The organism is Flavicella sp. IMCC45537 (assembly GCF_057197705.1).
In genome coordinates this window covers 1,684,380-1,700,819 of the sequence record NZ_CM170067.1, presented here as the reverse complement: position 1 = coordinate 1,700,819, position 16,440 = coordinate 1,684,380, and the positions used below count along the sequence as shown (strand labels likewise).

The window sequence follows — 16,440 nt, the reverse complement described above, 5'->3', positions numbered from 1 at the left end:
TCGCTTTTAAGCGAGTATTTTTTTGAGACATATGAGAATAAAAATTATAATTCTAGCTTGTTTTGTTTTATTGACAAGTTGCGGAAGTAAAAAAGAAAAGGAAGAGGTTAGTTCTAAACCGAATATCGTATTTGTTTTTACAGATGATCAAACGTATTCTTCTATTCATGCTTTAGGTAATAATCAAATTATTACTCCAACTATGGATTCATTTGTGGCAGAAGGGACTACTTTCACGCATGCTTATAATATGGGATCTTGGAGTGGTGCCGTTTGTGCAGCTTCTAGAGCTATGATGAATTCTGGAAGATTTGTATGGAGAGCCAATGAATTTAGACAGAAATGGAAGAATAACGATCCAACCTCATTTGATAAGTCTTGGTCAAAAGTTATGGAATCAGCGGGTTATGATACTTATATGACAGGGAAATGGCATGTAGATGCTCCTGCAGGAAAAGTATTTAAAAATGTAAAACATATTCGACCTGGGATGCCAAAAGATGCATGGGATCATTATGCAATGGTAGAAAAATTCAAAAAAAATCCAGAATACAAGAAAAATGGATCAGAGGCAATTATGCCTGTTGGCTATAACAGGCCTCAAAATGAAAATGATACCTCTTGGTCTCCAACGGAAACCAAATTTGGTGGTTTTTGGAAGGGAGGAAAGCATTGGAGTGAAGTATTAAAAGATGATGCCATTGACTTTATTAATCAAGCAAAAACAAAGGAAACTCCGTTTTTTATGTATTTAGCATTTAATGCACCGCATGATCCTAGACAGGCACCTCAGGAATATCAAGATATGTATAAGGTGGAAGATATGGAATTGCCAAAAAGTTATATGTCTGAGTATCCTTATCGTCATGATATAGCTAATAGCAACGATTTAAGAGATGAAGCATTGGCTCCTTTCCCAAGAACAGAGTATGCTATAAAAACTCATATTAAAGAATATTATGCGAGTATTACACATGTAGACGCTCAAATTGGATTGATTGTAGATGCGTTAAAGAAATCAGGTAAAATGGATAATACGTATATAATTTTTACTGCAGATCATGGATTGGCAATGGGAAGACATGGATTACTTGGGAAACAAAATTTATACGATCATAGTATGCGTCCACCAATGATCATTTTAGGGCCTGAAGTACCTAAAAATAAAAGAGTTGATTCCGATGTGTATTTACAAGATGCTATGGCTACCGCCATTGATTTGACAGGGATTCAAAAACCTGAGTTTGTTGAATTCAATAGTTTTCTTGATTTAGCAAAAGGAAATGTAACTGAAAGTCATTATAAAGAAGTTTATGGAGCATATTTAAGTGTGCAACGTATGATTAGAAAAAACGGGTTTAAGTTATTGGTCTATCCAGAAATCGAAAAAGTGATGTTGTTTGATATGAATAGTGATCCTGAAGAAATGAACGATATTGCTCAATTACCGGAAAACAAAGAAAAGGTGAGAGCCTTATTTAAAGATTTGATAAGGCTGCAGAAAGAAATGGATGATCCATTAGATATTCAATCTATATATAAGAAACTTTAAAAGCTCACTTCAGATGTATAAAAATATTGTATTTGGTATGATTACTGGACTCGTACTTTTAAGTTGTGAGTCTAAAGAGAATAAAAATAAGTCTCATAAAACTTCTCAGAAACCCAATATTATTGTGGTTCTCACAGATGATCAAGGTTGGGCTGATGTTGGTTTTAATGGCGGAACCGATATTCCAACTCCAAATCTGGATGCTATTGCAAGTGAAGGTGTGATTTTTTCTAATGGTTATGTTTCACATCCTTATTGCAGTCCTTCAAGGGCAGGACTTTTAACAGGTAGGTTTCAAGCTCGTTTTGGGCATGATTGTAATATGCCTTATAATACCGTGAATGATGAAACGGTAGGAACTCCTTTGTCTGAAGTGATGATTTCCGAAGCATTAAAAGAAAAAGGATATAGAACAAGCGCTATCGGAAAATGGCATGTAGGAGATCATCCTGATTTGCACCCTCCTAAACAAGGTTTTGACCATTGGTTTGGTTTTCCAGGAGGAGGTATGAATTATTGGGGAATATCAAACGGACCTTTACAAACTATTTTTAGAAATGGAGTTGAGGTTCCGCAAGAGGAATTATCTTATCTAACGGATGATTTTACAGATGAAGCAATTCGTTTTATTAATGAAAAAATTGACAAGCCTTTTTTTATGTATCTAGCATACAATGCTCCCCACGGTCCAAATCATGCCACCGAAAAATACTTGGATAACACAAAGCATATTGAGTATGGTGGAAGAAGTGTTTATGGTGCTATGGTGAATGCAGTGGATTATAACGTGGGAAGAATAGATTCAACTCTTGTTGCAAATGGGATTAAAGAGAACACGATTTTAGTCTATTTAAGTGATAATGGAGGTCGTGGTGAATTTGCGGATAATCGTCCAAATAGGGGGTATAAAGGAATGTTGTTTGAAGGTGGAATCAAAGTTCCATTTTTCATCAGATGGCCTGGAGGATTAAAAGGAAATCAAGTATATTCAAACATGGTAACTTCTTTAGATTTATTTCCTACTTTTTTGGATGCTATTGGAGAGGATCCGAAGCAAAGAAAACAATTAGATGGAGTTAGTTTGTTGCCATATGTAAGTGAGCAAAAACTAGATAAGCCTCATGATTTATTATTCTGGAGGTCTGTTGGTGGTTATGAATATGCTGTTAGAAAAGGTGATTATAAATTGTATAAAAGTGCCTCCAAGGAGAAAACACTTTTATTTAATTTAAAAGCTGATTCGTATGAACGACATGACATTGCGGATCTTTATCTAGATATTGTAAAAGAATTAGAAAAAGAATACAAAAAATGGGATGCTGAAAACATTGAGCCAGGTTGGTTAGATCCGCATATTCCAAACTGCATTAAAGGACAAAAAAAGTGGGAGTTTGAAAGAAAAAAATCGACTTATACCATGAGTAAAAAACGTTATTCTAAAAAAAATAAAGAAGAACATTAAAATTTTATTTTTAATTGAAATAACAAGGAGTTTAGAATTTGAAATAATGAAGTTCAGTTTTAATTCAGTAAAAAGTACGCGATGGGCAGTGGTCAAAACCATATGTTATACTGAATCAAGGTATTGATATGTTGTTCATATGCAATCTATTTATAACTTTACTACTTAAAACCAAATTAAACTTTTGAAAATGAAATTATTGAAAAACCTAGTCGGAATAGTTACCTTAGTTCTGTGTGTTATTACAGCATCTTGTTCTAAAGATGATCCTGCTCCTGCACCCGCACCAGAACCAGCGGTTTTAGTATACCCATTAAATAATGAGGCTTGTGAACCAGGTTCTATTGAATCTGAGACAAGAGCAACCGTTTTGTTTGATTGGAATAAATCTGCTAATACAACGAGCTATAGAGTTTATTATAAAAACTTGGATACAAATGAAGAATTATCTGAAACTACTTCAATAGATAGTAGAGAAATAACCTTGACAAGAGAAACTCCTTATTCATGGTATGTAGTGTCTAGTTCAAGCTCTTCTGAAGCTACTGCGAAAAGCGATGTTTGGCAATTTTACTTATCTGGGGATGGAGAAGTCAATTATGTCCCATTTCCTGCTAAATTAATAAGTCCAGCGTTTGAAGAAATACTGACGAATACGTCGGTAACATTAACTTGGGAAGGGAGCGATGCAGATAATGATATTTTAAATTATGATGTTTATTTAGACGAGAATGAAACTCCGACAACGAAGGTGGGAGATGCTATTACCGATTCTGAATTGGTTCAAAATTTATCGGCTGGTAAAACCTATTATTGGAAGGTAGTAACGAGAGATGAAATTGGAAATTCATCCACTTCTGTAATTTCTAAATTTTCGATTAATTAAAGATGAATTTTTACAAAAAGCTTTTATGTATCGGGGTTAGTGTCATATTCTTGATGGGATGTACTGGCTTACCTACGAAAGATAAACCAAAAGATACTACTCAATGGAAGGCTGTTTTATCTTCAGATGGATCTGAGCCGATTCAAAGACATGAAGCAGCTTTTGTAAATGTGGGGACAAAATTTTATTTGTTAGGTGGCAGAGGAATTAGACCGGTTAGTATTTTTGATACAACAACTAAAACATGGTCAAAAGGGACTAAACCTCCTATGGAGTTCCATCATTTTCAACCTGTGGTGTTTGAAAATAAAGTTTATATCATAGGGGCTATGACAGGTAAATACCCGGGAGAAACTCCTGTGTCACATGTGTATTATTATAATACAATTAAGGATTCATGGCATAAATCTTCTGAAATCCCTGTTGAAAGAAGAAGAGGTTCTACTGGAAATGCTTTGAAAGGAAGTATGGTTTATATTACTTGTGGAATTGTAGATGGACATAGAGGTGGTCATCAAAAATGGTTTGATAGTTTTGATTTAGTTAGCGGAAATTGGAAGATTCTACCAGATGCACCTAGAGCAAGAGATCATTTTCAGGCGGTCTATTTGAACAATAAAATCTATTCTTTGGCGGGTCGATTATCGAAGGCACCTAAAAAAACTTTTTCGGAAACAATTGCTGAAGTCGATGTGTTTGACATGAATTTGATGAAATGGTCAACCCTGAAAGAGAATTTACCTACGCAAAGAGCCGGTAATATGGCAGTAGCCTTTAAAGATGATGTTCTGGTAATTGGTGGTGAATCGGCCACACAAGATTTGGCACATGCTGAAGTAGAGGCGTTGAATACTAAAAATAATACATGGAGAAGTTATCCTTCCTTACTTCAAGGTAGACATGGGACAGGAGCATTTGTTTTTAATAAGCATATTTATGTGGCTTCTGGCTGTGGGCATAGAGGTGGTTCTCCTGAATTACAATCAATGGAACAATATTAAATAAGAATATGAGAATAGTAAAATTAGCAATTGTACTTGTTGCTGCACTCGGGAGTTGCACATCTAACAAAGTTAAAAAATCAGATAACCCTGAAAAACCTAATGTGATTTTAGTGATCACCGATGATCAGGGATATGGAGATTTGGCAGTGCATGGAAATAAAATTATTAAAACTCCCAATTTAGATGTTTTCCATGGAGAAAGTTATCATTTAACTGATTTTCATGTGGGACCTACATGTGCACCAACAAGATCTGCTTTAATGACAGGTAGATATGCAAATAGTACCGGTGTATGGCATACGATCGGGGGTTGGTCCTTATTGAGAGAGCAAGAAAAAACTTTAGCAGATATGTTCTCAGAAGGTGGATATGTAACAGGTGGCTTTGGAAAATGGCACATGGGGGATAACTATCCATTTAGACCTGAACATAGAGGGTTTCAAAATACAGTGATGCATGGAGGCGGTGGTGTTCAACAAACTCCAGATTTTTGGAATAACACTTATTTTGATGATGTATATTTCAAGGACGGAAAACCAGTCCAATATAAAGGATATTGCACGGATGTCTTTTTTTGGGAAGCTATTGAGTTTATCAAAAAGAATAAAGAAAATCCATTCTTTTGTTATATAGCTCCAAATGCGCCGCACGGACCGTATAATGTACCTCTTGAATACTATAATATGTACAAAGATTTACCTGGTGATGTTTTGCAGGAGAAGCAAAAGCGTTTTTATGGAATGATCACGAATATAGATGATAATTTCGGGAAATTGCGAGAGACATTAAAAGAATTAAAAGTAGCTGACAATACGATATTAATTTTTATGACGGACAATGGAACTGCAGCGGGTGAGTATTATAACAAAAAGACAAAAGTAAGTACTGGATTTAATTCAGGAATGCGCGGTCATAAAGGAAGCCAGTATGAAGGTGGACATAGAGTTCCATTTTTTATTCATTGGAAAAATGGAAATATCTATAAATCAACAGACATTAATGAGTTGACGGGAGTTGTTGATATTATGCCAACTTTAGCGGAACTATGCGGGATTTCTTTGCCTAAAGACCATCTTAAGATTGCTGGAGAAAGTATTGTTTCAATGTTGAAAAATCCTCAGCTTACAAATGACAGAATGCTTGTTACGGATTCTCAGAGAATTCAAAACCCAAAAAAGTGGAAGAGTTCTGCAGTAATGCAAAATAAATGGAGGTTGATCAATGGAAAAGAATTGTATAATATTTCAAACGATAAGGGACAAAAGAATAACATAGCAGATGCTAACCCAGAAAAAGTAGCTGAAATGCGTGCCTTTTATGAAGCGTGGTGGAAAGAAGTATCTGTGGATTTTGATAAGGAAATTTATTTTAAAGTAGGTTTAGATATTGAAAACCCTATAGCTTTGACTTGCCATGATATTCATGCAGATAATGGAAATCAACCTTGGAATCAAGTGGCTATTAGAAATGGGGATCAAGGAAAAGGTTATTGGTGTATAGATGTTAAAGAAACGGGGAAATATAAAGTTTCTTTGACTAGGTATCCTGCGGAAGCAAATCTTTTAATAAATACAACGGTTCCTGCAATTACTAAAGAAGATTTTCCAGGATTGGAAAGAGAATTACCAAAAGGAAAAAATCTTGGGTATACTAAGGCATCTATCAATATAGGAAATCAAGTAAAAAGAGAAGTTGAAGTTTCTGATAACGATAAGAGTGCGGATTTTGTTGTAGAACTTACTCAGGGTAAGGCCAAAATGAATGCGAACTTTTATAACAAGAAGGGAGAAAAGAATGTTGCTTATTATGTTTATATAGAAAAAATATAATAAACTATCCATAAACAAAAAAGGTCAACCATTCGGTTGACCTTTTTTTATTTCTAAAGTTGTTATTATTTCCATTCACTAAGTTCAAAGGCATTGATCCAAATACCTTTACCTTCAGTTCCGTTGTAGTTTATTATTACCGGATTTTTTCCGTCTGATTGTATTATCACGGTACTTGTTCCTGGTAAGTCCCACTGCATTTGTTTTCCTTCTGTAACAGTTCCTTTGACTGGTGATTCTCCAACTAAAGATGAAGAAGTGATCGTTAGGTTCTTTTCATAGGGTAATTTATAAGTGTTTAATGATTTTAATTTGTCCTTATTAGGGTCCATCAAATCAGAATTTGTTCTTGGAGCATGATGCCAAACTTTTAACTTATAATTTCCTTTTGGTAGATTTTCTAAAGTCAAATTGATACCTTCCTTACTTACTCCAATGGCTCCATCGCCATATGCAAATCCATATTTACCAACAACATTCATTTCTCCCAACCATTTTACAAAACCTTCTTTATGAGCTGAAGTAATACTAATTTTAGCCTTTTCAAAAGATTTGAATTCATACGAGTTTGTTTGATCATTACTTCCATTCCAAAAATTCCATCCGAATTGTGTTAATTGATCTGGGGCTCCTAGATCTACTCTTTCGTTTTTGAAATCATACACCGTTATGGCATCTCTAGAAATGATATTAGCATTGCTTTCTGTGGTATAGGTTGTGATTTTTGCTGATTTCAAACCTTTTGATTTTGCATAAATGGAAATTTTACCAGGTTTAGAACCCGCTCTTACCAATGCCGGAGCAATTCCATATTCTGTAAACATTGGGTTTGCATTTATTTCGATATCATCACCAATAATTGAGGCATCTCCTTTGGTAGAAAACGTGATCTTTTTCTCAGAATCTGTAACAGTATTACCGTTTTTGTCAACAATAGTTGCGTATACCATTAAAATATCTGTTTGATCTGCAACAAAAGTCCTCCCTTCAATGTCTGCTCTTAATTGAATAGCATGAGGTTTGCCAGCAGTGCTTTTAGATGTTTGTAAACTTGATGCATCGTCAAAATATGCTTTCGCAGTAAGTTTACCTTTTTTGTACTTGATATTTTTAAATATAAATGGAGGGTGATCTAATCCAACATAACTTGTATCTGCACTTGGTTTGTCTCTAGCAATTGATTTACCATTCAATAGTAATTCGACTTCGTTTCCATTGCTGTAAACTGTAATTTCCTCCGTATTGGAATTCCATTCTTCTTTGATGTCAATAAACGGTTTCTCTAATAATTCTGATTTGTACCATTCTGCAGCTGGTCTAGGTTGTCTAAATATGGTCATCAAACCACTTCTAGTTCTATCTATAGAATCGTTAGCTTTAGGGTGTGTTGGATGAAAAGTATAATAAGCATGTGCTGTCCATGCAATTAACCCAGTCATTAACGGGTCTCGTTTATAAGGAGCAACTGATTTGGCTCCTATGCGTCCTTCCATTGCAAATATAGGTTCTGTTCGGTCCCAGATAAAAGGCCCATAAAGCATATTGGCATTGATGTCTGTTAAGCCAGAGGCTTGCCAACCAGTCCAACGTGCGCCCTGTGAGGCTGTAAGTCTATTTGGGTCTTCTTGCTTAATGGTGTTATGGATTCTTGGGACGTAACCTCTGTGATTCACACCTGCTCCCCACATGACAATAGAAGGGTGATTTCTATGATTTCTTACCATAGTTCTTGCCGCTTTTTCAACGTTGTCCCACCATTCGTCTTTTTGAGAAATAGAAATCCAAGTTGGAGCTTCTTCATATGCTAAGATTCCAAGTTCATCGCAAGCATCCAAAAGAGCATTGTCTTGCGGGTAATGTGCTGTTCTAATAATGTTAAAGCCAAATTCCTTGAATTGTAAAACATCTTTATAATGAAGAGAATTAGGAACAGCATCCCCTAGATATGGATATTGTTGATGTCTATTCATACCTAGTAATTTAATTGGTTTACCGTTCAAAAGAAACCCTCTTATTGGGTCTTGTTCGAATTTTCTTAATCCAATTTTATTTTCGATAAAATCTACTTCTTTTCCGTCTACTTCTATAACTGAATTTACACGGTACAGATATGGGTTTTTAGTATCCCAAAGTTCTACATTATCTTCTAAACTTCCTATTTGGTTGAATTGATATTCTTGTCCGGGTAATAATTCTTGTGTGTTTTCTAAATTTAAAACAACGATATGCTCTTTGTCAATAATACGTGTTCTGATTTTTACAGTAGTAGGTTTTGTGTTTTCGTTTTTTACAGCTGTTTTGATATCAATAGTAGCGTTTTTATTCACAGGGTCTATAGTAGGTGTTGTAATGTTTACCCCTGAGTTTAATGATTCCCAGTTAAAAGTAACATGTACTGGATTTGTTTCCACTAGATATACATCACGGTAAAGACCACTAAATTTAACATAGTCAAAGGGACCTGGATCAGGAGGAACAATTTCATTTCTTCTATTATCAACTAATAATGTAATTTGGTTGACACTTCCTTTCTGAACGAATTCTGTAACATCGAAATGAAAAGGTGTATACCCTCCGATAGAATTCTGTCCTACGTGAACACCATTGATCCATAAATCAGTTACTTGATGTGCACCTTCAAACTCTAGAAATACCTTTTTGTTAGATTCCTGAATATTTAAGTTTTTTCTGTACCAACCAACCGTTCTATGAAAAACTAATTGTGTTTTTTCGTCTTGAAGTCCATCTAATGTTAAGGAGGTAAGCTTTAATGTATGAGGAACACTAATTTGTTCCCATTTGGAATCATCTAAGTTCTTTGTGTAAAATTTTTCATCAGGGTCGCCTAAATGAAACTTCCAATTTTGATTCAAACTTGTTTTTGTCCTATCAGTATTTGGGAAACCAAAAGGAAGCTCTTGACTTGTTGCCGATAAGCATACCAAGGCAAGTAATAATAATGCTGCGTTTTTTTTCATATTTATTAATTTAATTTTTCTTTTGCCAGACTCTAAAATATTTTATGTGGAATTCTCCATCCAAACGATTGTCATCAGGTAGTGCTCCAAACCACTTGTTAGATTCACAATTGAAGTTGATTTCTAAGGGTTGATGCCAATGTGTGTTTTTTGCTTCTCTAAACAAAATACCATCAATATAAAACCGAATAAACTCAGGTGTCCATTCAAGTCCCCAAACATGATAGTCTTTTTGTAATTCTTGAGGGAAGTAATACTTTTTTGTTCTTGAAAAATGTTTTTTGATATTTCCTTTATCCTCAGGAGCTCTAAACACATGAATGTTTGAATTTAAGTCATGACGGTTGTAGATAACACCAGGGGCATTTTCACAAATATCAATTTCTGTCCACCAATCTTTACTTACATTAGTCATCCAAAAACCTGAGACCCACGGGGCATCCATCAGTTTAATTTCAGCTTCAAAGTACCCGTATAAAAATTTTTGTTTGCTTTTAATAAAGCCAGTAGAATGTGTATAAGTTTCAGGTAATTTTTCATCGCCGTGTTGATTGACTCTAATTACAACTTCCCCTTTTTCTAAACTTACATTGCTACCATGAAAATACGTTGGTGCTCGACCTTTCCATTTGGGATTGTTAGGGTACCATTTATTGGTGTTTAGTTTTCCTTTTTGAAATTCATCAGAGCCACTTTTAGATTTTTTCCAGTTGCCAGAGTTCTCTTGATCGGACAAAGGGTGTTTATCCGTTTTTCTTAAAACAGCTGTTTCTGTTTTTACGGAATCTACATAGCGTTTTGGTGGTATCGTTAGATTTTGAGAATAGCAATGTACTATTCCAAATACAACAAGGAATAATAATGTTAGACGATTTTTTTTCATGAGTATAATTGGTTTGTTTTATGAGTTTTAAGCTATGGTAAAATTATCGAGTATATCGGTTTCATTGAGAAACGTATGTGTTTTTGAACAGAACAAAATTCTTGAGGAATGATAAAAATTTACTATTCGTGTGGGTTTTTTCTAAAATGTAAAGGAGAACAATTCATAAACTTTTGAAATTGTTTATAGAAAAAGGGAAGACTTTCATATCCGCAGTCATAAGCAATTTGGCTGACCTGTTTTGTTGTCTCAGTTAGTGATTTGCAGGCTAGATTGATTCTGTATTCGTTAACAAAGGTGAAAAACGATTTGTTAAAAGTTTTTTTGAAAAACCGGCAAAAAGCTTCGTCTGTCATCGCCACTAAACTAGAAACATCACTTAATTTAATTTTTTTATCATAATTATGCCTTACAAAATGATAAACTGCCTCAATTCTATTGTTGGCCTTTCGATTTAATATGGGAGTGAAATTCGAAGAAGATAATAATTCGAGGTCTTCCTCTTTACTTAAACTCTCTAAAAGCTGAACAAATCCAAGCATTTTGTGAAATGGATCTAGCGCTAACAACTCAAATAAACGTTTTGAGAATTTTTCTGAGGTATCAGAAGAAAATTTAATTCCTTGTTTTGATTTAGAGAATAATTTTTTGATGTTTGAGAATTCTTGTTTTTCTATCCAGTTTTGACCTAGTAATTCTTCATCCCATTGAAAGATGATAGATTGAACATGTGCTACATTTTCATCTGTGTTTTTCCAGCAGTGAGGAATATTGGGACCGAGTAATACAAAATCACCTTCCTCAAATTTTTGTATGCTATTTCCAACATACCTAATCCCTTTACTTTTTACTATATAAGTAAGCTCAAATTCAGGATGGAAATGCCAAGGTGCAGTAAACCTTTTATTGTTGAAAATAAATGAGTTAAAAGAGTTTTCAGCAGGTGAAGCTATTTTTTCAAATTCGGCTTTCATGATCTGTTTTTTTTCAAAAATACTCAATTATGATGTTATTATCTGTTTTATTTATACAGTATGTCAATATAGATTACTATTCGGCTAGAATAGGTACTTTTTGCTTTCTAACATGTCTTTATTTTTGAATTATCAATTAACTAATTACAAATAGTATCATATGAGCACTACATGTAGAGCAGCTATAGCCAACGGGAAAGGTGGTTTTAGTATCGAAAATATTGAAGTAGGAAATCCTAAAAAAGATGAGGTTTTAGTGGCTATTAAAGCTGCTGGACTGTGTCATACAGATCATGATTCCTTAAGTTGGGGAAAACCAATAGTGATGGGACATGAGGGAGCTGGGATTGTTACTGCAATTGGAGATTCTGTTAAAACCGTTAAAGTTGGGGATTCTGTAATCTTAAATTGGGCTACTCCCTGTGGAGCATGTTTTCAGTGTGAGCATGAAAATGAACATATTTGTGAGAATAATTCTCCTGTAGTTGCTGGAGGCAATGGTTATACAGAGGGGCATGCTCATATCGATGGGACAAAGTATAACGATGCACCCATTGAACGTTCTTTTAATATTGGAACGCTATCCGAGTTTACTTTAGTGAAAGAATCTGCTGTCGTTAAAAACCCTATTCAAGATATGAGTTATTCGGCGGCGAGTATTGTAAGTTGTGGAGTCATGACAGGTTTTGGATCTGCAGTGAATACAGCGAAAGTTTCAGAAGGTTCTTCTGCCGTTGTTTTGGGAACAGGTGGAGTAGGCTTAAATGTTATTCAAGGAATAAAAGTGTCAAAGGCCTCAAAAATAATCGCCATAGATATCAATCAAACACGTTTGGATATGGCTGTGGAGTTTGGAGCTACACATACGATATTAGCAGATAAGAATGATAAGGGACTTTTGAAAGCTGCTGAGAAAGTGAAGGCAATGACTGATGGCCGAGGGGCAGATTATGCCTTTGAATGCACTGCGATTCCTGCATTAGGAGCGGCGCCATTGGCCATGGTTAGAAATGCAGGAACTGCGGTACAAGTAAGCGGAATTGAACAAGAAGTATTGATTGATATGGCTTTGTTTGAATGGGATAAGAAATACATCAACCCATTATATGGTAAATGCAACCCACAAAAGGATTTTCCAAAAATTATTGATCATTATAAAAAAGGAGATATCATGCTAGATGAAATGATTACACGTACGTATCCCTTAGATAATTTACAACAAGCATTTGATGACATGCTTTCAGGAAAAAATGCGAAAGGTGTAATAGTTTTTGAGTAATTGATGATGTCGAATTTTAAAACTACAGAAATTTCAGACCCGCGTTTTGAAACGAATAATTTACGTCATATCACGGTAAAAAGTAAGCATCTGAATCATAGGGGGGATATTTCAGTTTTTGTACCACAAGGAAAAAAATTAAAGAATCTACCCGTTGTTATATTGATGCATGGGGTTTACGGCAGTCATTGGATTTGGGCTCACAAAACTGGTATTCATTTAAAAATGAAAGAATGGATAGAGAAAGGTGAAATTCAGCCGATGATAATTGCAATGCCTTCTGATGGCTTATGGGGAGATGGAAGTGCGTATGTAAAACATAGGCAATCAAATTTTGAAAAATGGATTGTGGAGGATGTTCCAGATGCTGTTAAAGAATTGATACCTCAAGCAAGTGATACTTCTAAATTTTTTATAGCTGGTCTCTCTATGGGAGGGTTTGGTGCTTTACGGTTAGGGATAAAATACAATCAGTTTTTTTCTGGAGTGTCCGGTTTATCCTCCATAACGGTACTTGAGGAGATGAAACTTTTTGTAGAAGAACCTTTAGAGGCTTATAAAGAAGAAAATAAAGAAGCTATTTCGGTATATGCTACAATTTTGAGAAATATTGAAAATTTGCCGCCATTTAGATTTGATTGTGGACGGGATGATGAGTTGATAGAAGGAAACAGAAAGTTACATCAGCAGTTGATAGAGGCAAAAATTGAACATACCTATAAAGAAAATTCAGGGAAACATGAATGGATTTATTGGGAAACACATATTAAAGAGACCATTGAGTTTTTTGATGGAATTTTAAAAAAACAAATAAAAATTTAAAGCTAAAAATATGGAAAAAAGTGCATTGCCAGATCCATTTGAAGAGGCGCGTATCCAAAAAGGATATGGAAAAATGAATGATCAGGAGGATCCTGTCACAATGGTTCTTGGTTTGAAAGACGTACGAAAATGTGCACATAACTGGAAAAAGTTTCAGTCTGGTGCTACCCCAGGGAGAATTGTAGTTCCTTCTGAAGTAAATATAAGGGATACAAGACAAATTCCTTTTGAGGTAGATCCACCAGAGCATAAGGATTTTAGATCCTTAGTGGAACCTTGGTTTAAAAGACCTCTAGAGGAAGGGTATGTAAATAAACTGACTGATCAGATAAATGATTTAGTTGATGAGGTTTTAACGATGAATGAAGTTGAGGTTGTTGCAGATTTTTCTTTGAAATTACAATCTAGGGCCTTGACGTTGTTATTGAATATTCCTTATGAGGAATCTGAATTATGGATTTCTTGGGGAACACACGTGTTTCGAAGTGAAGGAAATGATCTAGATGGAGACAAAGCAAAGCTATTGTATGATTATATAGATGGTAAAATCTGTATGGCGATGCAGAATCCGGGTGATGATTTGTATTCTATGTTATTAGCGGCAACGGTAAATGGTAAAAAGTTAACTAGAGAGGAAATTAAAGGAATTATCATCCTAACATTTTCTGGTGGTAGAGATACGGTGATCAATGCCATCACAAATTCAATTGCATACTTTGCCGAGCACCAGGAATCTTTAAAAAGATTAGCAGAAGAGCCAGAAATTACTGGAAAAGCAGTAGAGGAATTGATTCGTTATTTTTCTCCATTAACTCATATGGGTAGGGTGGTTACTGAAGATACTGAAGTTTGTGAACATGCAGTGAAGACTGATTCAAGAATTTCATTATGCTGGGCTTCAGCGAATAGGGATGCCAAAGTTTTTGAAAATCCGAATGAAGTTGTTTTGGATAGAAAATTAAATCCGCATGTGGCTTTTGGTTTCAGTCATCATAATTGTTTGGGGGCAACTCATGCGCGACAAATCATGAATATTTTATTAAAAACACTAGCGAATAAAGTTCAATCGATAGATATAATTGACTTCAAAGAGAATATTGAAGATTTAGACCAGTTCAAAAGAAAAGTTGGTTACGATTCTATAAAAGTAAAATTCAATAAAAAATAAAATAAGAATAAAATGGCAAAAATAACATTTATAACAAGAGAGAATGAGATGGTTACCTTAGAGGGGACTTCAGGGTCAGTAATGCAGTTGGCTGTAGATAATAATGTGCCTGGAATTGATGGTGATTGTGGGGGAGTTTGTTCTTGTGCAACTTGTCATGTGCATGTAGATGAGGCTCATGTTAGTAAAACGGGTGAAGCAAGTGAAATAGAAGCGGATATGCTCGAATTAAATGATCATGCAAATGATAGAAGTCGTTTGTGTTGTCAATTAGAAATTAGTGATGCTTTAGATGGTGTTGTGTTGCAGGTTGCGGAATCTGAATAATAAAAAAATAAATGATGGTTGAGAACAATACTGATACACAGACTTGTGTGGTAATAGGTGCAAGTCATGGTGGTGTTAATTTTGCATTTTCCTTGAGGAAAGAAGGTTGGAAAGGGAAAATCGTTTTATTTGATCGCGATCCAATATTGCCTTATCACAAGCCACCTTTGTCAAAAGCATATTTAACCAGTGCAGAGGGAATGGATTCTAACTTTTTGAAGTCAAAAGAGAGTTATGATAAGGAATCTATTGAGTTGTGTTTAGGAGTATCAGTTCAAAAAATTGATAGACTAGAAAAGAATATCGTATTGAAGGATGGGACCATTATTGAATATGATAAACTAGTTTTAGCCACAGGAGCTAGACCCTTTATTCCACCTATTCCTGGAGTTAAATCAGCATTAAATTTATTTCCTTTAAGAACAGGAGCTGATGTAGAGAATATCCGATTGGCATTTGAGAAATCAGTTTCGAAAAATATTTTGATTATTGGAGGAGGTTATATTGGATTGGAAACAGCAGCTTCTTTAAAGAAACTAGGCGGTAATGTTACTGTTTTAGAAAGGGAAGAACGAGTTTTAGCCAGGGTTACCGCTCTTGAAATGTCCTCGTTTTTTATGGATTTGCATCATGAAAATGGCGTGGATGTTTTGGTCAATAAAAATGTTGTAAAGATTGATGCCAAATCGGAAACTAATGTTGTTGTTTGTGCTGATGGATCTTCTTATGAGGCGGATATAATTATTGTGGGTGTTGGAATTAAAGTGAATTCAGAATTGGCTAAAGAAGCCGGACTTGTGATTGATAATGGAATTCAAGTTGATGGAACAGCGAAAACAAGTGATGCTTCTATTTATGCTATCGGTGACTGCACGTATCACTACAATCCACATTATGATAGAAAAATTCGTTTAGAGTCTGTTCAGAATGCGGTAGACCAGGCAAAGGTTGCTGCTGCAGCAATTTGTGGGAAAACATCAGAATACAATAGTATCCCCTGGTTTTGGTCAGATCAATATGATGTGAAATTACAAATGGTTGGATTGTCTCAAGGTTATGATGAAGTGATCACTCGACAAGAGGAAGATCCTGCTAAATTTTCTATTTGGTATTTCAAATCAGACGAATTGTTAGCTGTTGATGCAGTAAATAATCCCAAAGCATTTGTCATTGGAACAAAATTTATTAAGGGTTCCAACCCAATAGATAAAACTAAATTAAAAGACAGTTCGGTGGTGTTTAAACCTGTGAACTTGTTAAAATAATACATCAAACT

The 16,440-nt window shown here is 35.0% G+C and carries 13 protein-coding genes; 10 read left to right on the top strand and 3 right to left on the bottom strand.

Annotated features, from left to right (window positions below; genetic code table 11):
- Window positions 1–31 precede the first annotated feature (31 nt).
- The 5 genes from AC2DGP_RS07140 to AC2DGP_RS07120 all read left to right on the top strand — a co-directional run bounded on the left by AC2DGP_RS07140 (window position 32) and on the right by AC2DGP_RS07120 (window position 6,733).
- Complete coding sequence (locus tag AC2DGP_RS07140; protein ID WP_484492324.1) at window positions 32–1,552, top strand: sulfatase family protein; 1,521 nt, start codon at window positions 32–34, stop codon at window positions 1,550–1,552.
- 13 nt (window positions 1,553–1,565) lie between these two features.
- Window positions 1,566–3,014 carry a sulfatase-like hydrolase/transferase gene (locus tag AC2DGP_RS07135; RefSeq protein ID WP_484492323.1) on the top strand — a complete coding sequence of 483 codons (1,449 nt, stop codon included), beginning with the start codon at window positions 1,566–1,568 and terminating at the stop codon, window positions 3,012–3,014.
- 190 nt (window positions 3,015–3,204) lie between these two features.
- Window positions 3,205–3,900 carry a fibronectin type III domain-containing protein gene (locus tag AC2DGP_RS07130; RefSeq protein WP_484492322.1) on the top strand — a complete coding sequence of 232 codons (696 nt, stop codon included), beginning with the start codon at window positions 3,205–3,207 and terminating at the stop codon, window positions 3,898–3,900.
- A gap of 2 nt (window positions 3,901–3,902) precedes the next feature.
- Entirely contained in the window at window positions 3,903–4,901 is a 999-nt protein-coding gene (locus AC2DGP_RS07125) for a Kelch repeat-containing protein (RefSeq protein ID WP_484492321.1), read from the top strand.
- Window positions 4,902–4,909: 8 nt separating this feature from the next.
- Entirely contained in the window at window positions 4,910–6,733 is a 1,824-nt protein-coding gene (locus AC2DGP_RS07120; protein ID WP_484492320.1) for an arylsulfatase, read from the top strand.
- Window positions 6,734–6,798: 65 nt separating this feature from the next.
- Here the strand turns inward: AC2DGP_RS07120 and AC2DGP_RS07115 are convergent, their stop codons facing one another.
- The 3 genes from AC2DGP_RS07115 to AC2DGP_RS07105 form a co-directional block, all read right to left on the bottom strand.
- On the bottom strand, window positions 6,799–9,711 hold the full coding sequence (locus tag AC2DGP_RS07115) for a glycoside hydrolase family 2 protein (RefSeq protein WP_484492319.1): 2,913 nt from the start codon (window positions 9,709–9,711) through the stop codon (window positions 6,799–6,801).
- 10 nt (window positions 9,712–9,721) lie between these two features.
- Window positions 9,722–10,594 carry a family 16 glycosylhydrolase gene (locus AC2DGP_RS07110; protein WP_484492318.1) on the bottom strand — a complete coding sequence of 291 codons (873 nt, stop codon included), beginning with the start codon at window positions 10,592–10,594 and terminating at the stop codon, window positions 9,722–9,724.
- 122 nt (window positions 10,595–10,716) lie between these two features.
- Window positions 10,717–11,568 (bottom strand): AraC family transcriptional regulator, encoded by an 852-nt coding sequence (locus AC2DGP_RS07105; RefSeq protein WP_484492317.1) that lies wholly within the window; start codon window positions 11,566–11,568, stop codon window positions 10,717–10,719.
- A gap of 160 nt (window positions 11,569–11,728) precedes the next feature.
- Between AC2DGP_RS07105 and AC2DGP_RS07100 the strand changes: the two genes are divergently transcribed.
- Genes AC2DGP_RS07100 through AC2DGP_RS07080 form a run of 5 tightly spaced genes read left to right on the top strand, consistent with a single transcriptional unit; the run spans window position 11,729 to window position 16,429 of the window.
- Window positions 11,729–12,847, top strand: a complete 1,119-nt coding sequence (locus AC2DGP_RS07100; RefSeq protein WP_484492316.1) for a Zn-dependent alcohol dehydrogenase — start codon at window positions 11,729–11,731, stop codon at window positions 12,845–12,847.
- A 6-nt stretch (window positions 12,848–12,853) separates the two neighbouring features.
- The gene (locus tag AC2DGP_RS07095) at window positions 12,854–13,669 is read left to right on the top strand and encodes an alpha/beta hydrolase (protein ID WP_484492315.1); all 816 of its coding nucleotides are present in this window, start codon (window positions 12,854–12,856) and stop codon (window positions 13,667–13,669) included.
- A 10-nt stretch (window positions 13,670–13,679) separates the two neighbouring features.
- Window positions 13,680–14,837 carry a cytochrome P450 gene (locus AC2DGP_RS07090; protein WP_484492314.1) on the top strand — a complete coding sequence of 386 codons (1,158 nt, stop codon included), beginning with the start codon at window positions 13,680–13,682 and terminating at the stop codon, window positions 14,835–14,837.
- 12 nt (window positions 14,838–14,849) lie between these two features.
- Entirely contained in the window at window positions 14,850–15,164 is a 315-nt protein-coding gene (locus AC2DGP_RS07085) for a 2Fe-2S iron-sulfur cluster-binding protein (RefSeq protein WP_484492313.1), read from the top strand.
- Between the two features lie 14 nt (window positions 15,165–15,178).
- The gene (locus AC2DGP_RS07080; protein WP_484492312.1) at window positions 15,179–16,429 is read left to right on the top strand and encodes an NAD(P)/FAD-dependent oxidoreductase; all 1,251 of its coding nucleotides are present in this window, start codon (window positions 15,179–15,181) and stop codon (window positions 16,427–16,429) included.
- Window positions 16,430–16,440: the final 11 nt, after the last annotated feature.